The 19,565-nt window shown below is 45.0% G+C and carries 16 protein-coding genes; 8 read left to right on the forward strand and 8 right to left on the reverse strand.

All coding sequences use genetic code 11. The features are described from left to right. The first annotated feature begins 19 nt into the window (after positions 1 to 19). Both L6H98_RS01330 and L6H98_RS01335 read left to right on the forward strand, forming a co-directional pair. Positions 20 to 1,468 carry a PTS transporter subunit EIIC gene (locus L6H98_RS01330; protein ID WP_236412332.1) on the forward strand — a complete coding sequence of 483 codons (1,449 nt, stop codon included), beginning with the start codon at positions 20 to 22 and terminating at the stop codon, positions 1,466 to 1,468. 82 nt (positions 1,469 to 1,550) lie between these two features. Then, positions 1,551 to 2,054 carry a PTS glucose transporter subunit IIA gene (locus L6H98_RS01335; protein ID WP_236412334.1) on the forward strand — a complete coding sequence of 168 codons (504 nt, stop codon included), beginning with the start codon at positions 1,551 to 1,553 and terminating at the stop codon, positions 2,052 to 2,054. Between the two features lie 248 nt (positions 2,055 to 2,302). Here L6H98_RS01335 and L6H98_RS01340 read toward each other — a convergent pair whose 3' ends face one another. The 6 genes from L6H98_RS01340 to L6H98_RS01365 form a co-directional block, all read right to left on the reverse strand. Next, the gene (locus L6H98_RS01340) at positions 2,303 to 3,409 is read right to left on the reverse strand and encodes an endospore germination permease (RefSeq protein ID WP_236412336.1); all 1,107 of its coding nucleotides are present in this window, start codon (positions 3,407 to 3,409) and stop codon (positions 2,303 to 2,305) included. Positions 3,410 to 3,430: 21 nt separating this feature from the next. Beyond that, positions 3,431 to 3,667 (reverse strand): hypothetical protein, encoded by a 237-nt coding sequence (locus L6H98_RS01345; protein ID WP_236412338.1) that lies wholly within the window; start codon positions 3,665 to 3,667, stop codon positions 3,431 to 3,433. A 10-nt stretch (positions 3,668 to 3,677) separates the two neighbouring features. Next, positions 3,678 to 4,883, reverse strand: a complete 1,206-nt coding sequence (locus L6H98_RS01350; protein WP_236412340.1) for a Ger(x)C family spore germination protein — start codon at positions 4,881 to 4,883, stop codon at positions 3,678 to 3,680. Between the two features lie 30 nt (positions 4,884 to 4,913). Beyond that, on the reverse strand, positions 4,914 to 6,428 hold the full coding sequence (locus L6H98_RS01355) for a spore germination protein (protein ID WP_236412927.1): 1,515 nt from the start codon (positions 6,426 to 6,428) through the stop codon (positions 4,914 to 4,916). Between the two features lie 524 nt (positions 6,429 to 6,952). Next, on the reverse strand, positions 6,953 to 7,789 hold the full coding sequence (locus L6H98_RS01360; RefSeq protein ID WP_236412342.1) for a HAMP domain-containing sensor histidine kinase: 837 nt from the start codon (positions 7,787 to 7,789) through the stop codon (positions 6,953 to 6,955). A 232-nt stretch (positions 7,790 to 8,021) separates the two neighbouring features. After that, positions 8,022 to 8,699 carry a response regulator transcription factor gene (locus L6H98_RS01365; RefSeq protein ID WP_236412343.1) on the reverse strand — a complete coding sequence of 226 codons (678 nt, stop codon included), beginning with the start codon at positions 8,697 to 8,699 and terminating at the stop codon, positions 8,022 to 8,024. Between the two features lie 304 nt (positions 8,700 to 9,003). Between L6H98_RS01365 and L6H98_RS01370 the strand changes: the two genes are divergently transcribed. From L6H98_RS01370 to L6H98_RS01390, 5 genes are all read left to right on the forward strand, one after another. After that, positions 9,004 to 9,969 carry an alpha/beta hydrolase gene (locus L6H98_RS01370; protein WP_236412344.1) on the forward strand — a complete coding sequence of 322 codons (966 nt, stop codon included), beginning with the start codon at positions 9,004 to 9,006 and terminating at the stop codon, positions 9,967 to 9,969. Positions 9,970 to 10,108: 139 nt separating this feature from the next. Then, a complete protein-coding gene (locus L6H98_RS01375; RefSeq protein ID WP_236412929.1) occupies positions 10,109 to 11,065 on the forward strand; it encodes an alpha/beta hydrolase in 957 nt (318 codons plus the stop codon). 444 nt (positions 11,066 to 11,509) lie between these two features. Further along, positions 11,510 to 12,436 (forward strand): DUF2268 domain-containing protein, encoded by a 927-nt coding sequence (locus tag L6H98_RS01380; RefSeq protein ID WP_236412931.1) that lies wholly within the window; start codon positions 11,510 to 11,512, stop codon positions 12,434 to 12,436. Beyond that, complete coding sequence (locus L6H98_RS01385) at positions 12,411 to 13,157, forward strand: MerR family transcriptional regulator (RefSeq protein WP_236412345.1); 747 nt, start codon at positions 12,411 to 12,413, stop codon at positions 13,155 to 13,157. Before L6H98_RS01380 ends, L6H98_RS01385 begins: the two co-directional genes overlap by 26 nt. Positions 13,158 to 13,402: 245 nt before the next feature. Then, a complete protein-coding gene (locus L6H98_RS01390; RefSeq protein ID WP_236412346.1) occupies positions 13,403 to 14,083 on the forward strand; it encodes a DUF421 domain-containing protein in 681 nt (226 codons plus the stop codon). Positions 14,084 to 14,245: 162 nt separating this feature from the next. Here L6H98_RS01390 and L6H98_RS01395 read toward each other — a convergent pair whose 3' ends face one another. Further along, a complete protein-coding gene (locus L6H98_RS01395) occupies positions 14,246 to 16,882 on the reverse strand; it encodes a PAS domain S-box protein (RefSeq protein WP_236412347.1) in 2,637 nt (878 codons plus the stop codon). Between the two features lie 343 nt (positions 16,883 to 17,225). Here L6H98_RS01395 and L6H98_RS01400 point away from each other — a divergent pair, with 343 nt between their 5' ends. Further along, positions 17,226 to 18,053 (forward strand): manganese catalase family protein, encoded by an 828-nt coding sequence (locus L6H98_RS01400; protein WP_236412348.1) that lies wholly within the window; start codon positions 17,226 to 17,228, stop codon positions 18,051 to 18,053. A gap of 173 nt (positions 18,054 to 18,226) precedes the next feature. Here L6H98_RS01400 and L6H98_RS01405 read toward each other — a convergent pair whose 3' ends face one another. Beyond that, positions 18,227 to 19,462, reverse strand: a complete 1,236-nt coding sequence (locus L6H98_RS01405) for an MFS transporter (protein WP_236412349.1) — start codon at positions 19,460 to 19,462, stop codon at positions 18,227 to 18,229. Between the last annotated feature and the right edge of the window lie 103 nt (positions 19,463 to 19,565).

Below are 19,565 nucleotides of genomic sequence, written 5' to 3' on the forward strand. Positions count from 1 at the left end.
AGAGAGAGGGAAAAGAGACATGGAAGATAAGCATAAACAATACAGAGAAATTTCTGAAAACATCTTGAAGAACATAGGGGGAAAGGAAAACATCGCTGGAGTCACACATTGCGCCACTCGATTAAGAATCGTATTAGATGACAACGATAAAGCTGATTTAACAAAAGTGGAAAATATAAATTTAGTCAAAGGGGTTTTTATAGCAGGCGATCAACTTCAAATTATTTTTGGAGCCGGATTAGTAAACGATATTTATGCCGCATTCTCTAAGCTTACAGAAACAGAAAATATGTCTCTAAGCGACGTAAAGACAAAGGCTTCACAAAAGCAGAATTTTTTACAGAAAGCCATAAAATCTTTATCTGATGTTTTTATTGAGATTATGCCTGGAATTCTTGCAGCCGCATTATTAATGGGAATTACAGGTTTGTTGGGCCAACAAGGTTTATTTGGTGAGAAATCGGTTGTAGAAATGTACCCAGCTTTGCAAGGGATTAACCGTTTATTATCAATCGTATCATCTGGAATATTTACGATACTACCATTATTGGTAGTATATTCTGCAACCAAAAGATATGGCGGCAGACCTATTCTTGGTTTAGTGCTTGGTGCCATTATGCTTCACCCGAACTTAGCAGATGCTTATGAAGTCGCTAAAGGCAACGTTCAGCCTGAAACCATAAATATTTTAGGGTTGAACATCGAACTCGTTGGATTCCAAGGCGGCATTATCATTGCTTTGATGATGGGTTTTGTCGTTGCCAAATTAGACCAATTCTTTATTAAAAAAGTACCTAATATGATCAAACTGTTTTTAGCACCTTTGTTGACCGTATTTGTTTCTAGCGTATTGTTATTCACAATGATTGGACCGCTGGGCCGCGAATTAGCTCAATTCGTAACCACCTCATTATTATGGAGTACACAAAACTTGGGCATTTTTGGATATATGTTCTTTGCTGGTATTCAACAAATTATCGTCATTACGGGGTTACACCATGTTTTAGGTGCAGTGGAAGCACAGCTTCTTATAGATACAGGGCGAAACTTCATAAATCCATTAATGTCTGTTGCCTTATTTGGACAAGGAGGGGCCGTATTAGGATATGTCCTTTTACATCGGAAGAATACGAAAGTAAAGGAACTTGGAATTTCAGCATTTGGTTCTGTGATCTTTGGCGTATCAGAACCAGCCATTTTTGGGATCACTTTAAAATATAAATTCCCGCTGATCGCTGGATGTATTGGGGGAGCGATTGCTGGTGGTTATGTGTATTTAAGCAAGCTCACTGCAATAGGATTTGGAACCACGGCTCTTCCGGGATTAGCCATTGCTTCCGCCGACAACCATGGGCATCTTAATTATATAATCGCACATTTAATCGCATTATCCTGTGGAGCAGTCTTCACAGTAATATATGGAAACATTAATCGAAAAAAGACTAAACTTAACTCCCAACAAGAATAGTACAAATGAAGAATGTTCCTTAATAGCCGCGTCGATTGCCAATAAACGAAGGAGATGTACGTAGATTTGGAGGGAGATTTACATGTTTCATTGGAGAAAAAACAAAAAGACAATTGATTTGCTCAAGATTACAGCTCCAATTTCAGGCGCAGTATTAGCATTGAAACAGGTGCCTGATCCAGCCTTTGCAGGAGGCCACATGGGTATGGGAGTGGCCATAGAACCAATGGAGGGAAAGGTCTACGCTCCATTTGACGGGAAAATTGTCCATGTCATGGATAAAAGCAAACATGCAGTCATCATTGAACATAAAAGCGGTATCCAAATTCTTGTCCATGTCGGCATTGAAACGGTATCGCTAAAAGGAAATGGATTCACACTGTATGTGGAAAACGGTACTAAAGTAAACCAAGGACAATTGTTATTAGAATTTGATATTTCCGCTATTCAGGCAGCGGGCTTGTCAGTGATTAGTCCGGTCATTGTTCCGGATGGGCTGGAATGTGTAGACCATGTAGAGATACATGACATCCAGAAGCCTAAAGGCTCTGATGAGCCGATCATGACGGTGCATTTGAATTCATAATTAGACGAACTTTGTACTCGACGTTTTCACGGAAAGTACATGCCCCCTAGAGAAGGCAGTCATCCGTTTATGGATGGAATCTGCCTTCTTTTTCGTTCATACATTTGATCATTGTTGCTTGTTTGCGTGCTTTACTATTACGTGAGCTCCTGTGATTTGGCTGTGCAAAATCGCTGAAATTTCACGTGCGGGCGACTACAAATGGAAGAAGAATGCTGGTTACGACATTCATAGAAGGCTAGACGCAGCTACGCCGACTTCCTTGACCGAAGTTTCCGGATTCCGTGCAGGCCCAGCAGCAGCAAGGGAAGGAGAACCCCTATGACAAGGGTAAAAGGGATCCACACTTTGGCGTCCCAAGACTGCCTATAAGCCACATTAGGATAGATAAAGACCGCCATGGTAACCATGATCCACCCGGTGGGCAGCATGAGAGCTTGACTATTTTTAATCCCGAAGATTTGGGAAAGGCCTGCGACGATCATATACAGGTAGAGGGAAATCCGGAAAAACAGCGAGATAAACCACATAATGGCCATGACCGCCTCGATCCGCTGCAAAAAATTGCCGATATTGATTTTTTGGGCGAGCAAATAGCTAGGGTATATGCTTTCTGCCGTAATATTGGGGCCGAGTACCAGAATGGTTAGCGCAACAATAATGACCAGCATGATACTGCCGATCAGGGTTCCAATATACACGGCTTTATGGGCCTGCTCCGGATGGTTTGCGGAAGCCGGGTAAATCATCAGGAGTATAATATGTGGAAAAAACACCACGCTGGCAAAAGAAAGGCCGGCCGGAAACAGCGGAGCGGCCCCAAACTCCAATATGGGAAGCGCCTGTTCCAACTTTACCTCGGATAGCAGCAGCAGGGTCATGGCCGTAAACAGAAACAAAACCCAGGGAAACATCAACTCGGTGGAGCGGGTCAGGACTTCGAGGCCCAGTCGGCTCCCCAGGGCAACGATCACGCCAAAAAGAATGATGATCGCCTCGATCGGGGTCTCGGGCATCATTTGGATCGTCACAAAGGTTCCGATTTCCTGAAGAACCGTGGTGGGACCGCACAGAAAAAAAGTGACCAGAAAAACAAAGCCTACGGCTTTTCCGACCCATTTGCCCAGCAGGGCCTCACAGATTTGCGTCAGGTTCTTTTCGGGATACATTCTGGCCAGCAACATCTGTACCGAAAGCGTGATGAAGCCGAAGAGAACGCCAATCAACGCGGCGATCCAGGCATCTTGTTTGGCGATGGAGGCCATGCCCGAGGGGACGAGCAGAATGCCGCTGCCAATCGTAAACATCGCCGTCACAATCATCAGCTGGGGCAAAGATATTTTATACTCCGGCATAGGTATGTTCCTTTCATTGAATTAGATCAGATCCAAGGCCGTAAGAAAGCGGCTGAGTGGTCTGAGTGCCATCGTAATGTAAGCCAAAGGTGTCGGAAGGTCGGTGAACAGGGTCTGAGCTACCGAAATTCCGACGCCGATGAGGAGCAGAACGGAAAAACCCCAAGCGGTCCTCCTTTCCTTCTCCCGGATCAGCCGGGGAAGCTCAATCCAGGAGATCAAGGCAGCAACGACCAGAATCATTAATATTTTGATCAATCGTCTCGCCTCATTCCTCGATGTTATTGATGAACGTATTGTTGGTTATTCCCGTTCTGCGGATATGGTAATCCACCTTGACCCTGACGGGCAGGTTCGGAAAGTAACGTTCATTCCAATCCTGTTTGACCCGTTTCCAGAAACCGGGATTCGAACGGCGGATGGCTTCGCCGAAACCGAAGACATCGACTTTATACTCTTCCTGTACTTTTGCAACGACCGATTTCATCAACTGCTCCGCCTTATTTTCCATTTTGGTTTCCAATTCTTCGATGGATTTTGTCTGCGTCAGATCCAGTCCTTTGCACTCTACGGCGCCCACATTCCCCTCGACGTACGCCTTGATCTCAATTTCCGGGTTGGAGTCGATGACCTTTCCTGTAACTTTCGTATCGCTTCGGACGGTTTCCAGGGTTACTTTTCCTTTATCGCCGCAGGAGACAAAAGCGACGGAGCTTTTTACTCCGCCTGTGACATAGCGGTACCCTCTGCTCTCTCTCTCGTTTAGCCAACCAACCAGCTTGTCTGTTTTAAAAACGGCGAGTCCGACAAATCGGAGATTTCCGGGGGTCTTGATCGTATTCACGTTCTCCGGGGTTTCCCCGATTTCACGGTCTCCGATGATTTCCAAACCGGTTAATATGGGATTCTTTCCTTCACTGCTCAGATCGTTAATCAACTCATCCAGCGTCACTGTGATGCTGGGTGACCATACCCGCTCTGAAGCTTGCAGCGAACTGAACAATTTGTTGGCCGGTATGGACTCCAGGGGCGTCATGATTTTCAGGGCCTCCTCGGCGGTGGCGCCTTTGGTGGCCACGAGATAGAAATCGGTTCGAAACTCATGATCCCTCAGCAAAAAATCGAGAATCTTGGCGATACCATCTTTGGCCATCGACTCGCCGATCAGGAACATGCGCAGGTGCGAAAAATAAATTTTTCGCGGACTCACTTGACTCATCCTCCGGGCCGCTTCAAAAATCGTGTCGCCTTCGGCCGTATATAAGGTGGCCGGTGCCTGGGAGCCGCCCGCTTTTTTGGAAGCGACCTGACCGGGCACGACGACCTGGACGGACAAGCGGTAACGGTCCTCCACACGGTCAATCCCGGCGGCCACCGCGATCCCGAGTTCATTCAGTTCTCTGCGGTTCCAACAGCCGCTCAACAACAGGGCGATCAGCATGTAGAGCAGAAGCAACCCCCCGATTCGTTTCATGTCGCATTCACCCGCTTTCCCGTGATGGCTTCAATTTTCATTTCGCGATTTCTTCGGAGGATTGCCCGGCCTGCGCGTCTGGTTGCGCCCGGTAGTCATCCTTGGACGTTTATTGAGCATCCAATGCGGGAAACGCAGGATGGCATCCTTTTGGGATTCCGGTATTAACGGAGCAAGAGACGTTATATAGGGAACTCCAAAGGAACGAAGGCTGCATAAATGGAGGATCAAGGCCATGATACCGACAAAAATGCCGAACAGGCCGAAGGACCCGGCGAGCGCCATCAACGGGAAGCGCAGCATGCGGAAGGCGATCGACATATTGAAAGACGGAAGTACAAAGCTGGATATGGCCGTAATCGCCACGACGATGACCATGGTCGCGGATATAATCCCCGCCTCTACGGCTGCTTGGCCGATGACCAGGGTGCCGACGATCGAAATCGCGGAGCCGATATTTTTAGGCAGGCGAACCCCGGCTTCCCGCAGAATCTCAAAGGTCAGCTCCATCAATAAGGCTTCAACGAAAGCCGGAAACGGGATTTGCTCCCGCTGCGCGGCCAACCCGAACAAAAGCTGGGTCGGAAGCATTTCCTGGTGGAAAGTCGTGATCGCGATATAAAGGGAGGGCCCCAGCAGCGATATAAAGATACTCAGATAGCGCAGAATGCGTAAAAAGCTGCTGATGTCCCACCGCTGGTAGTAGTCCTCGGAAGCTTGCAGGAAAGACACCAGCAGGGCCGGAACGATCAGAACGAACGGGGTTCCGTCCACCAGAATGGCAACCTTTCCCTCCAGCAGTTCAGCCGCAATAACATCGGGGCGTTCGGAGTTGTAGATGGTAGGGAACGGCGTAAACGTGGTGTCCTGGATAAATTCTTCGATATATCCGCTTTCCAGAATGCTGTCCACATCGATCCGTCTCAGGCGATCGCGAACTTCCTGGACGATCTCCGGATTGGCAATTCCATTGATGTACATCATGCCGACATCGGTTTGCGTCACCCTTCCGATCTGCATCGATTCCAGCCATAGATTAGGGTCCTTGATTTTTCTGCGAATCATCGATGTATTGGTACGCAGGGACTCGGAAAAAGCTTCCCGGGGACCGCGGACGACATTCTCCGCCGAGGTTTCTGTCACACCACGGTCCTTCCATCCCTTTGTACCAGCAATAAGGCCTTCCGCGGAGCCATTCATCAAAACGACGGTATCCCCGGACAACAAGGCGTGGAACAGAGTTCTATAGTCGTTTACCATCTTGATTTCCTGATTGTACAGTGAGATTTCTTTCAAAAGGCGGTTACCGTCGTTAACGATAGAGCATTCCGGATCCTGTTGCCCGTCGGCTTTGGCCACGTGAGCGACGGTTTTCATGACCGACTCGTAGATGATGTTCTGATCGGCCAGTCCGTCGGTATAAAGAAGCGCTATGCTGGCTTCACCCGACTCACCAAACGGAATTTCCCGGATACCGATATCGGTGCTGTTTCCGAGCGTCTGCCGGATCTTTTGCAAACTGGCCTGCAGATCGGAAAGCAGCATGTCCTCCGATGGAGGGGGCGAATGACTCGAACTTTTCCCGTTACTGTCGAAGTTCCCGGTCTTGCTGTTTTTTCTGCGAATCCGCATGGGGGTCTTCTTCCTCTCGATATTGCTAGCCCCATTATTTCCGAAGCATCCGGCGCTTAAACTCGGCAGAGAATCATAATAACAAGCCATCGGGGGAGGACGCTGCAATAAGTATTTTTGTGACGAGCAGTCCGGTGTTACATTGAAATCGACACCGAAGTCCATAAAAAATCAAGCGGGAGGGATTGGTTATGCAATATCGCAGAATGGAAAAACGGGGTTTGACGTATTGGTGATCGGCATCGGGACCTGGTAGTTTGGAGGCGAGTGGGGTCGGCAGTTTACGCATTTACTTCAGCAATTGTTTTAAAAAAATCAGAATAAAGGCAACAAAACAGTCGATCACGTTGATCGGCTGTTTTTTGCTAAACTTTATGTTGAAAACAAATCAGGTTGGTGGCCAGGACAAAACAAGCCCAAAGGGCAGATCGTAGCCTTCACGGAAGAATCACCTCAAATGTTGTGCCGGTGTCAAAGGATTTTGCAACTCTAATTGTTCCGTTGTGCAAGGCAACGATTTTGTGAGCAATGCTCAAACCTAACCCATATCCAGGAGAGGCGTGTGAGGCATCTCCCTGATAAAATTTGTCGAAAATGTATTTTTGCTTACTCAAGTCGATCCCCGGGCCATTGTCATGAATAGAGATGCGGGTCTGTTGATCTCTTGATTCGATATCGATTTTGATCTCTGAATCCGAGGGAGAGAACTTGATTGCATTGTCCAGAAGATTGATCCAAACCTGGCTGAGCATATCTTCATTTGCTACAACCATGACTTCGGCCGAATCGAAGTGGAAACGAATGTTTTTTGCGGACCATTTCGAAACCAACAATACGACAGCATTTCTTATTTGTTCGGTTACGTTAAACAACGTCTTTTCCGTGATAATGGTTTGGCTTTCAATTTTGGTCAACTGAAGGACATTCGTGGCCAGTTCGGCAAGACGCTCCGATTCATGAATAATGATATCCAAATATTCATTGCGTTCTGCTTCCGACAAATTGTCTTTTTTCAATACCTTCGCATATCCCCTTAAAGAAACAATCGGCGTTTTGAATTCATGTGAAAAGTTATTAATGAAATCGGAACGCAGCATTTCAAGGCTCCCCAGTTCTTCTGCCATGTGGTTGAAACTTTGGTTCAATTTTTTCAGCTCTTTCGCCCCCTTGAGATGGATCCTGACGGCAAAATTTCCTTTGGCAAGCTCTTGGGAAGCATCAATGACTTCGCGGATGGGGGAGAGGGGGATCCGGCTAAAAATAAGCGACGCCAAAACACTGACCAGAACACTTACGGTTCCGAAATAAGCAATAAGCCATACCCCGCCTCCGGAATTCGGCTCGTCTGCTGGAGGCAGCGTGTAAAGCCCGATGTATGCTAGAAACACGATAATGATAAACGAAAGAAAAATGGATATGAGCAAAATAAACAACACAATGAACGTAAACATGAAAGTCAAACCAAAGCCGCGCAAGTAACCCTTTTCGGTAAAGTTGATTTTCTTTTTAATCACTGTGTTTAACCGCCTTATAACCAATGCCTCGAATCGCAATGATTTCGAATTCCGGATAATCGCTGAATCGCTTTCTTAGCCGGTTGATGTGAACATTGAGCGTAACATCGTTCGTCTCGGATTCCATGCCCCAAATTTCGTCCATCAACTGAATCCGGGTAAAAATTTTGTCGGGGTAAGATAGCAGCTTATATAACAAATAGAACTCTTTCTGCGGCAGCGTCTGCACGTCGTTCTCCCTCGTCACCGTTAATGAATCATATTGAAGCGTAATCTTCCCGATATGAAGCTTTCGCTCGTTAAGGATTTTGGCCCTTCGCAGCAAAGCCTTGATTCGAAGAAGCATCTCGTCTTCGTCCACAGGTTTGACCATATAATCGTCTGTTCCTGCCATAAAGCCTTTACGTTTGTCTGCAGGCAGATGTTTTGCACTGACCATAAGTATAGGGATATCATTCCTGCTCTCCCGGATCATTTGAGTCAGTTCGAATCCGTCCAGGTGTGGCATCATGATATCGAGCACAATCAGGTCAATATGCTGCTTGTCCAATATTTCTAGTGCCACCATGCCGTTCTCCGCCAAATATACCTCATATCCGGCAGAGCCAATAATGGTTTTCATTAATTTGGCCGTATTTTTATCGTCTTCTGCAACGAGGATTTGGAACATCACTCTCATTCCTTTCCGTTGGATGTGTATGCGTAACTTAGAACTGCATTCTATCATAAAGCACTGTTTCAAGTGAACAAAGTTCAATTCGTTTATAGTGGTTTATTTTCAGTTTATTTTTTCATGGTAATGTTTGCTCCAGCGCAAACAATTCATTAATATCTCGAGAATGAAGAAAAGGAGAAACGATGATAACCAAAAAACGTCTTGTCATTCTTGCCATAATTGCGGTTGCCGCATTTGTGTTAGGCAGATTAGCAGTCCGTCTGATGTTGGATCTGTTATTGGGAGGAAAATTATTCTGATGAAAAAAATGATGTGGATATTAACCTGCATTCTTACTTTTGTATTGGTTTTTTCCGGTTCGGCCTTCTTGAAACTAAAGTTTCCTACGTTTAGTAACCCATTACATGTAGACTGGAGTGATTCAGTCGGAACCATTTATACAGATTTAGAATATGGCAAAGAAGAATTGAACAAATATGACCTCTATGTTCCAGCAGATCATTCTAAAAAATCATATGGTCTTGTCGTTTATCTTCACGCGGGCGGATTTACAAGCGGAGATAAAAGTGACGATGCCGATATGCTTAAATATTTTACTTCTAAAGGCTATGTAGCTGCGGGCATCAATTATAGCTTACGCACCGATGAAAATACGGTTAACCTTTATCAAATGTCTCAAGAAATTAAGCAAAGTATACCTGTCATCAAAGAAAAGGCTGCTGAACTGGGGTATAACCTTGATGAAATGGCTATATCTGGGGGATCTGCTGGTGGAGCTCTTGCTTTACTTTATGCGTACCGTGATGCGGATTCCTCTCCAATTCCGGTAAAATTGGTCTTCGAAGGAGTTGGCCCTCCTAGCTTCGAACCATCTATATGGCTTGGTATCGATAATACCGATAGCCCATATGAATCTGACGAAGCTGCTGAAGCAAGTGCAGCTTTTGCCTCGATCATGACAGGGGAAAGCATCACTGCAGAAATGATGAGAAATGGTGAGTACAAAAAGTACGTAGATGAAATTTCACCTTATACACATATTACCAAGAATTCCGTTCCAACATTAGCTGCCTATGGCACTTATGATAAAGTCGTACCGTTCGGTCTAACGAAAAATCTGCTTGAAGCTCTAAAGGAAAATAACGTTCCCCATGATTTCATTGAATTTAAGCGTTCGGGTCACGGCTTACAAAATGATCCAAAAGAAGCAAAACTTTATTTTGAAAAAATCAATGAATATTTGGATAAATATATGCCGAATTAAGGGATGTAATTGTCGAAACATGATAATATCGAGTTTCCCACTCCGGATACGAACTGCAAAACGACAAAAAGCAATATCGCCTGTATCTCGAAAAGAAAATGAGCATGTGGGAAGATTAGGTGGCAATGAGGTGAAGTTTATGAAAATCTTTAAAAGAATATTGCTGATTGTGGTTCTCGTTGTTATTGCGGTAATTGTGGCGGTGCTTGCATTTCTTTCATATCGCAATGGACATTATTATAAATTTGTAAAGACCGACAAGCCCATCGAAGCACAATATACAGCACTTGGTACAAATAAAGTTTCTTATGTGGAATTTGACGCAGGTAATGATACCTTCAAGAAATATGAGATTTGGTTTCCATCTGAATTGAAAGAAAGCTCGTCTGCGTATCCCCTCGTTATAATGGCAAACGGCACGGGGATCCCTGCTTCAAAATATAAAGCTGTGTTTAAACATCTTGCTTCATGGGGATTCATTGTTGTTGGCAATGAGGACGAAAATTCAAGAACAGGAGCATCATCGTCTGCAAGCCTTGATTTTATGCTAAGTCTGAATGAAGATCGCGAAAGTGATTTTTATAGTAAAATTGATGTGGACAACATTGGAATCGGCGGACATTCGCAGGGAGGCGTGGGGACAATAAACGCCGTAACCAATCAGGATAACGGCGGATACTACAAAGTCATGTATACAGCAAGCGCCACTTCAAGCTACTGGGGACAGGACAGCGTATTCGGAAAGGAATGGAGCTACGACGTATCTAAGGTCAAAATCCCCTATTTCATGGTTGCTGGTACGGGATATTTTGATGCGGGAACTGCTGAAGATATAACGGCAACAGAAGGGCAAGGTATTACCCCGCTTTGGTCACTTAACCAAAATTATGCCAATATTCCCGATACGGTAACCAAAGTTATGGCAAGGCGCGTAAACACGGACCACGGCGATATGCTGAACCATGCTGACGGATATATGACTGCATGGTTTATGTATTGGCTGAAAGGCGATCAACAAGCGGGAAACGTATTTTTCGGTGACGATGCAGAGATCCTTACAAATGCGAACTGGCGGGATGTAGTGAGAAATCGCTGAATGCCACTAAATCCATCCCACCCATCCCTTTCAGTATAAAAAAATGTTTAATAACACATCTCACTCATGACACAGGATCCATATGAACGTTCCGTTCTAAATATTTTTCGAATGCTCCTGGCGCATATTAAGGCTCTTATCGTGAATTTCTTTACAATACCACTTGTAATGGGTTTGGAGGCGGCAAAACGGGTTGGATTTCAACGTTTGCTCTTTTCGATGCAAGGAAGACGATGAGCATGAGCAAACCTGTTTGCAGGCTTGCCCGACGTTTTCCTTTTCTTATCTAGTGACTGGACGGCGCTTTCATCATCGGTGACTTGAAATCACCGGATTTGGTCGACGAGAATATCCCAGGCAAAGCATTACGAATTTCTCTCTTGACTATGACGTTAGGTCATAGTCCATACTCTCTCTATGAATACATCACTGGGAGTGAGAGATATGAACATAAAAACATTGCGTTCAGACCACATTTATCAAAATATAATCCAGGCTTCGCCCGACGAAAAGCTTGAATTATTCAGAAACGAAATGATGGCCCCTTTTATGAAGCAATGGGAAATTCAACAGATCCCTTTTAGAGCTGAAGAGGCGAACGGTTTTGACGTGGTTACGTTTAATAGTATGATGCATCGATCTCCTGATCAGATTACCCGGCAGATTTCAAATGAGGTAGAGTTGATTTCGTCAGATTCTTTTTGGTTAGAGTGTGAGCACGCTGTAAGGAAAAGCCTCGGTCTATTTGTGGAACATGGTATAAGCCTCCCCGTATCCGAGTATTTGTTTACCATTCAACTAGGGAATCCGGAAAACCGTGCTTTAACCATAAATGAAGGATATAGCGGTTTTGGCGGCATTCCCGGATTTATCTGGGGGACGCTCCTGCCAAATGAGTACACGATTCCGCGGATGAAAGCTTCGCTGGCGCATGAATGCAACCATAATGTGCGCTATCAATTTATTCAGTGGGATCACAACGTTCATTTGGGCGAGCTCATCGTAAGTGAAGGATTAGCCGAAAATTATGCGACGTTCATGTTTGGAGAAGAATTGCTCGGCCCTTGGGTCACGAAAACGAACGCAGAAACACTTAACCAACGCATAAAGCCTGTGCTTAGAGAGCGATTGCAATTAACCGGGTTTGATCAATTGGCTCCGTATCTTTACGGGGACGAGATCGCCACCCTTCAAAACTTCAAACCGGTCAACATGCCTTATAGTGCCGGATACGCTTGCGGATATTATTTAATCCGATATTATTTAAGAAAAACGGGAAAAACGATTTTTGAGGCGACAATAACGCCTGCTGCTCAAATACTGGACGAAGTCAAAGGATTTTGGGATGAAGAAACGATTATTAACGGTTAAAGATATTGTTCGGATTACAGGCATTACAGGCCGGACTCTGCATTATTACGATCGAATCGATTTATTTAAACCGACGCATCTGACGGAAAAAGGGTATCGCTTATATGATCGAAGCAGTTTGGAAAAACTTCAAACGATTCTGTTCCTAAAGGAGTTGGAGTTTTCCTTGAAAGAAATTGCAGAAATTTTAAAGCTGACCAGACAAGAACGTAAACAAATTTTGAAGAAGCAGAAACAAACGTTATTATCGAGAAAACAAAGACTGGAAACCATGATGGTAGCGATCGATGAATACGATTCGGGAATGGATATTAGCGATTTGCAAATCTTCAAGGATTCTTCCGTTTTACCATTGAAAGAACAGTATGCAAATGAGGCAAGATTCATTTATGGCGAAACAGAAGCGTATAAAGAGTATAATGAAACGTTGGAAAAATTATCGCTTGACGATAAAGAGGAACGGTTTCAATCCATGGAGGAAATATTCAAACAAATGGCGTCTTGTGTGGATCAGGATCCTTCCTCCGATGAAGCTCAGCGATTAATCGAAGAGTGGAAAGAAAATCTGATGCAATTCATGACATGTGATGCAGAATTACTGGCTTGCATTGCCAATACTTACAAATTCGATGCACGATTCAGAAATTATTTCAATCAATATGGCCATGAAGGTTTAGCCGATTTTCTCTACAGTGCAATAATGCATAATATCCATCCGTAAACCTCTCCATGAATGGTGAATGCTCGACTCCCGATCTTAAAACAACAACCTGATGGAATCGGCGTCATTTTGAAGTGATCTCGCTTAAAGGTAGACAAGTATTTTTATGCAACCTGTTAGGCATGAGCTCGGTATTAGACCGGGTTCATGCCTTTTCATTTTGGCTTGATGGGCGCCGTTGTTTTTAATTGAAAGAAGTGGGTAATGGTTCTTCAATGATTGGTTCTTTGGGGAGGTTGGTCGATATGCTGTTGGAATTAAGCATCAAGCTGGTCATCAGTTTTTTCGGACTTTGGGTCATTACGTTCGTTACGGGAAGAAAAACGCTCAGTCAACTTACGCCATTGGATTTCCTATCTTCGTTGGTATTAAGCGAAATTGTGGGAAATACGCTGTATGACGATCAGGTCAACGTATCCCATCTTTTATTTGCTTTGGCAGTTTGGACGATCCTCTCCTACCTTTTTGAGAAAGCAACAACCCGTTTCGTTAAATTCGGGTATGCAGCAGAGGGGCGGGCTGTTCTTTTGATTGATAACGGTGAGGTGAACCAGAGTTTATTAAAAAAATATGACATTGAATATAAACAATTGCTCTCCATGCTTCGAAAACAGAACGTTTTTTCGCTTCAGGAGGTCAAACATGCCGTCCTGGAAATCGACGGATCTCTGTCCGTCCTTCGCAAGCCGGAGTACGAGCCTCCGACTGCCCAAGATTTGGGTCTTCAGGATATTTCCAATAGCTTGGCTATTACGGTCATTGATAAAGGGGAACTCCTGACGATGTCCCTGAGGGGAAAGAAAATGGACCCGGAAAAGGTCAAGCTTGATATGCAAAGGCAGGGGTATGACAATATTAAGGATATTGCATATGCGGAGTATGGCGAGGATGGAACGCTTTATATCATCCCCAGAGAGACAAAGTAGAAGGGAAGAAATCCACTGGAGGATGGATCAAGGGGACCAATACGGACAGATTGAGAAGATAATGCAGACAGAATGGAATAATACTTGTTACGCTAATGGGAAATGTTGTTAATAAAGGCAATGAGCAGGCTGCAGGATCGCAGGCTGCTCATTGTTTGCAAATTATGAATGATTGATCTGGTTCTTGATATAATACATCTCCAGCACTTGCGTAATCGACTCGCCTTTAATAGGTTTGCTTACATATGCATCCATGCCTGCCTTCAAGCATTTGTCCATGTCTCCTCTTACGGCATTTGCCGTTACCGCAACAATAAATGGACATGATTCGGGGTCAAGCATTTCCTTAATCGCTTTAGTCGCTTCAAAGCCATCCAGCCGCGGCATATGCACGTCCATAAAAACAATATCATACGCATGCTGTTTGACAGCCTCGACAGCTTCGGCACCGTCGACCACCAGGTCTACAAAGTGTCCTTTTTTCTCGATCATCCTGCCAAGGACAAGCTGATTCACCTCATTGTCTTCCGCGATCAGAATCCGAAGAGGTGCCGATTTGTTCTTTTTCTGTTGTTGATCGAATGTGCTGCTCTCTTCATTGTTGTTCAACTTGAACCATGCGGTAAATGCAAAGGTTGTACCCGGTTCATCCGATTCTTCGATCCAGATATCACCCTGCATCAGCTCCACCAGCTTTTTGCTGATGGCAAGCCCGAGACCGGTGCCTTGAGGTTTGCGAGTCATGAAATTTTCCAGTTGGTAGAACGGCTCAAACAATTGTTGTCTTTTCTCCACCGGAATCCCTATTCCCGAATCCTTCACCGTGAATTGCAGCTGCACGTTGCTGCTGCACTGCTCTTTAACGCCGACATTGATTTCCACGCCGCCTTCTGAAGTAAATTTAACCGCGTTGCCGATGATATTGGTCAGTACTTGTTTAAGACGGTAAGCATCGCCATGCACCGGAGTCGGAATGGCATCATCCAGACATACACGGATATCCAGATTCTTTTCGCGAACCAGTGGTTTTACGATCTGCACCGTTTCTGTCACGATTTCTCGAAGATCAAACGGATCATCGACCAGCTCGGTTTTGCCTGACTCGATTTTGGAAAAATCAAGAATATCATTAATGATGGCCAGCAAGGAATCTCCGCTCTTCTGGATAATGCTGATATATTCCTTTTGTTCTCCGCTGAGTCCCGGCGTATCCAGCAGCAGGTCCGTCATCCCGATTACGCCGTTCATGGGGGTGCGAATTTCATGGCTCATCATGGCGAGAAATTCACTTTTGGCCTGATTCATTCTCTCGGCCGTCTCTTTGGCAACGAGCAGTTTTTTCTGTTCGGTAATGTCCTTTGCGATCAGATAAAACCCCACATTGGCCTTGTTGATAATGATCGGAGCAAGCGTAGCCAAGACTTCGGTCTCGTGGCCGTCCTTATGGCGAATGGTGTTGATTTCCTTCTCGGCCAACTCGTAATTGCTGCGGAGAATCAGTCCTAGATTAACGGCCCCGATAAACCTTTGTATGCTTGTGCCGCTCATTTCAGCCACGGGACAGCCTGTCATTTTCACCGCTACAGGATTGGCATTCATAATGTTCCCATCCATGTTAAACGAGATAATGGCGTCATGATTATATTTTTTCAGCGATGTGTACCGTTCCACGGTCTCCTGCAGCTTGAATTCAATGAGTTTCCGCTCGGTAATATCCTGCAATGTCCCATTTAACTGTACTGGCTTGCAGTATTCATCAAACGTAATTAATCCGCGCAAGTGAAGATATTTCTCGCTGCCATTCTTGCTGATGTATTTGTACTCGAAATCAAGCGGCTCGCCTTGTTTTACCCAGCCGATTTTTTGTTGCAGAGATGCTGCATCCGCGGGATTCATGGCTTTAAAAACATCACTTGCCCGATATCGTTGGGGAGTGCGTTCGAGTTCAAGAATCTCAAAGATTTGATCTGAAATGGCGATTTGGTCATTGACCATATCCCATTCCCAACTGCCGATCATCGCGATACGCTCTGCCTCTGCAACGATCTCTTCATGTTTTTTTCGTTCGGAGACATCTCGTCCAATGAATAGGATCTGCTGTTCATGCTCAGCATTTCCGATGATTTTATACGTGGTTTCGAACCAAAGATAATGACCTTCTTTATGGCGAATCCTAACATTCAGCATATTGCCAGAGGACAGGTCCATCTGTGAGATACGTTCCAGATCTTGGGGATGGAAATATGCAATGTTATCCTTGCCAATTATATCTTGGGGCGAGTAGCCCAGCAAATGCTGAACGGAAGGGGAGCAGAATCGACAGACGCCTTCACAATTCGTGATATAAATGATCTCCTGAGCATTATCCGAAATCAGTTTGAACATCTCTTCACTGTGCAATAGCTTCTGTTCGGACGCTTTACGATCCGTAATATCCACAATATGGCAAATGAAGTAAAGCGGCTCATCCGTCGTTTCGTCTCGAGCCAAGGAAACATGTAATGAAGTCCAAAGGACATTGCCATCTTTTTTGATGTATCGTTTTTCGTATTTATGTTCTTTCGATATACCTTCAAACAGCTCACAGGCATAGATCACATCTTGCGGCGAGTCCTCGGGATGCGTAATCTCCTGGTAGCTGAGATTCAATAATTCCTCACTGGTAAAGCCCATCATATTGCAAAAAGCAGGGTTCACTTTCAGCCATTGCCCTGTCGGAGCAACGAGTGCAATTCCAATAGGCGCTAGGTTATATATCTGCTCGAATAATTCATGATGATCAACCTTTTGAACCTGCATTTTGAGCTCTCCTTTTGGTGTATAATACATCGTCGAAATTTAGTGTTTTGCGGATATCTTATGTTCAATAAGAAATCGTCGGTTAAAAACAACAATAAGTGCTTAATACCCAGTATTCTAGCCAGTGAAACACCTCTTTTCAAGAGATTTGTGTCAAAGAAGCGGAAGCAGCTGAGCGTTATTGGAGCAGTGAGGCATATCGAATCCCGTCGAAACGATGGGTGAAACAAGCAGGAAAGCGGGAAGGTTGGTTGATCGGAAAGAGTTTACCCTCTGTTTAGAGCGATGTGAAAGGGTTATATACTTTTAGAAATCAATCCAACTTACAAACGGAGGAAATCATATGTTTCGACATCAGAAAGAGTTACAGTTCGAGGTTAAAGTAGATCGCCCTGATCCGGCATTTGCACGCCAGGTCCAGGAAGTACTGGGAGGGCAGTTCGGTGAAATGACAGTGATGATGCAGTACCTTTTTCAAGGGTTTAATTGTCGGGGCGAGGAAAAATACAAAGATATGCTGATGGATATCGGCACGGAGGAAATTGGCCATGTCGAAATGTTATGCGCATTGATTAGCCAGCTATTGGATGGCGCCACACCTGCCGAGCAGCAGAAAGCCGCTGAGGATCCCGTTACAGCTGCCATTATGGGAGGCATTAATCCCCAACATCTGCTTGTAAGCGGATTGGGCGGCTTACCTACCAACTCTACCGGCGTACCATGGAACGGTTCATATATCGTGGCCAGCGGCAACCTTCTTGCAGACATGCGGTCTAATCTGCATGCCGAAAGTCAGGGCCGATTGCAAGTGGCGAGACTATATCAGATGACGAACGATGAAGGCGTCCGCGCGACTTTACGAAAAATGCTGGCACGGGATCGTTATCATCAATATCAATGGATGGCCGCCATTCAGGAGCTGGAAGAAAAGAATGGAGTGGTAGTACCCGCTTCATTCCCGCCTGAGGCAGAACAGGAGTCTCAACCTGAAGCCTATGAGTTCTGGAATCTCTCTGAAGGAACCGAATCCAGCGAAGGGTTATGGGCTAAAGGAAGCGCACCCGACGGAACCGGGGACTTCGTTTATTTATCAGAACCTGTTGCAAAAGGGGAAGTATACAAGCCCGTTGTTCCCGCCAAAGAACTTCATCATGATTTGGATCATAATTGAATTGGAAGAGAGTAAGGTTGATCGAATGCGAGAGCCGCCGAGAGCGATCGATGTGGCGTGCTTTGATGGAAAAAATACAGAGTATTCTGATTCCAACAACAAAAGCCGCATGAACTGCGGCTTTTGTTCGTTATTTCACCTTCATCAATGGCTGCAACATTTTTTCAAGCCTATTATCGTTCTTTCCGTGCCGGCACGGAACTAGTTTGGCCGCCGACAACGCGGTTTTTTGCTGCTCCCATACCGACTACAAAGAGTAAGACCGAAGCGCCAAGCAGAATAAAGAGCGGCAGGTTCCAACTATTCGTCGCATCATGCAGATATCCTATAAGGGCTGGGCCGATTGCGGCAAGAAGATATCCGACCGATTGCGCCATGGCAGACAGTTCCGCTGCTTGATGCGCATTTTCAGTACGTAATCCGAAAAACATCATGGACAAACTAAAAGCGAAGCCTCCACCAATTCCTAGGATGATGATCCACAGCAGAATGATATCGGAGCTTCCGTAAAGAAGTCCGAGCGTCCCCGTCAAAAGCAAAATGGTTGTGACGATCACTAACAAACGTTGGTTAGACATGCGCCCGGCAATAACGGGAACTATAAAAGTAAATGGAAGCAGTGCCAACTGCATGATCGAAAGGTACCATCCCGATTGGTTGGAGTCAATTCCTTGCTGCTTTAAAATTTCAGGTAACCAAGCGATCAACACATAGAAAACCATGGACTGTATCCCCATAAACAAGGTTACTTGCCAGGCAAGAGGAGATCGCCAAACATTCACATCGTTACGGGCCGTTTGTTGACTCGTCGTGGCTGTTTGCTTCATTTGATTTCTTAATTGAGGTAACCAACAGAGGATCGATACAAAGCTGAGAATCCCCCATATTCCCAATGCTCCCTGCCATTGCAAACCTGCGTTCACGGCTAACGGTACACTGATTCCCGATGCGATCGCCCCGCATAAACTCATTGAGATGGAGTAAACACCTGTCATGGAGCCAATGTTATTCGGGAAATCCCTTTTGATTATACTTGGCAATAATACATTGCATACGGCAATGGCGAAACCAAGGATAGCTGTCCCAATATATAGATTAACTGCGCCAGATAAAGAACGAATTACAATACCAACCGTCAGAAAGACGAGGGATATCAAAATGAGACGCTCAACCCCATACCTACGTCCTAAGTTCGGTACCAGAGGTGATAATAAGGCAAAGGCGAGCAAAGGTACCGTTGTGATCAGGCCTGCTAATGTATTTGAAATATGAACGTCATCCCTTATGAGACTGACTAGCGGACCGACCGAGGTTAAGGGAGTACGTAAATTAGCTGCGATAAAAATAATGCCGAGAATGATGAATCCTATAGAGGATGGTACGGCTTTTTTAATTTGGTTGTTCGGCATTCTTCATTTCTCCTCCTGTATTTTAAACGGATAAATTGTTTTCTGCTGATTGAAAAAACAATGCAATAACGTCCGCGCGGACAACAAAAGTATATTATAATAT

The sequence above is a fragment of the Paenibacillus sp. JJ-223 genome (assembly GCF_927798175.1).
Lineage (GTDB): Bacteria > Bacillota > Bacilli > Paenibacillales > Paenibacillaceae > Paenibacillus > Paenibacillus hubeiensis.

What these genes read in the sequence shown, in the direction of transcription:
- L6H98_RS01330 (WP_236412332.1), top strand. Translation starts at nt 20, where the DNA reads ATGGAAGATAAGCATAAACAATACAGAGAAATTTCTGAAAACATCTTG.
- L6H98_RS01335 (WP_236412334.1), top strand. Translation starts at nt 1,551, where the DNA reads ATGTTTCATTGGAGAAAAAACAAAAAGACAATTGATTTGCTCAAGATT.
- L6H98_RS01340 (WP_236412336.1), bottom strand. Translation starts at nt 3,409, where the DNA reads ATGCCGGAGTATAAAATATCTTTGCCCCAGCTGATGATTGTGACGGCG.
- L6H98_RS01350 (WP_236412340.1), bottom strand. Translation starts at nt 4,883, where the DNA reads ATGAAACGAATCGGGGGGTTGCTTCTGCTCTACATGCTGATCGCCCTG.
- L6H98_RS01355 (WP_236412927.1), bottom strand. Translation starts at nt 6,428, where the DNA reads ATGCTGCTTTCCGATCTGCAGGCCAGTTTGCAAAAGATCCGGCAGACG.
- L6H98_RS01365 (WP_236412343.1), bottom strand. Translation starts at nt 8,699, where the DNA reads ATGTTCCAAATCCTCGTTGCAGAAGACGATAAAAATACGGCCAAATTA.
- L6H98_RS01370 (WP_236412344.1), top strand. Translation starts at nt 9,004, where the DNA reads ATGAAAAAAATGATGTGGATATTAACCTGCATTCTTACTTTTGTATTG.
- L6H98_RS01375 (WP_236412929.1), top strand. Translation starts at nt 10,109, where the DNA reads ATGAAAATCTTTAAAAGAATATTGCTGATTGTGGTTCTCGTTGTTATT.
- L6H98_RS01380 (WP_236412931.1), top strand. Translation starts at nt 11,510, where the DNA reads ATGAACATAAAAACATTGCGTTCAGACCACATTTATCAAAATATAATC.
- L6H98_RS01385 (WP_236412345.1), top strand. Translation starts at nt 12,411, where the DNA reads ATGAAGAAACGATTATTAACGGTTAAAGATATTGTTCGGATTACAGGC.
- L6H98_RS01390 (WP_236412346.1), top strand. Translation starts at nt 13,403, where the DNA reads ATGCTGTTGGAATTAAGCATCAAGCTGGTCATCAGTTTTTTCGGACTT.
- L6H98_RS01395 (WP_236412347.1), bottom strand. Translation starts at nt 16,882, where the DNA reads ATGCAGGTTCAAAAGGTTGATCATCATGAATTATTCGAGCAGATATAT.
- L6H98_RS01400 (WP_236412348.1), top strand. Translation starts at nt 17,226, where the DNA reads ATGTTTCGACATCAGAAAGAGTTACAGTTCGAGGTTAAAGTAGATCGC.
- L6H98_RS01405 (WP_236412349.1), bottom strand. Translation starts at nt 19,462, where the DNA reads ATGCCGAACAACCAAATTAAAAAAGCCGTACCATCCTCTATAGGATTC.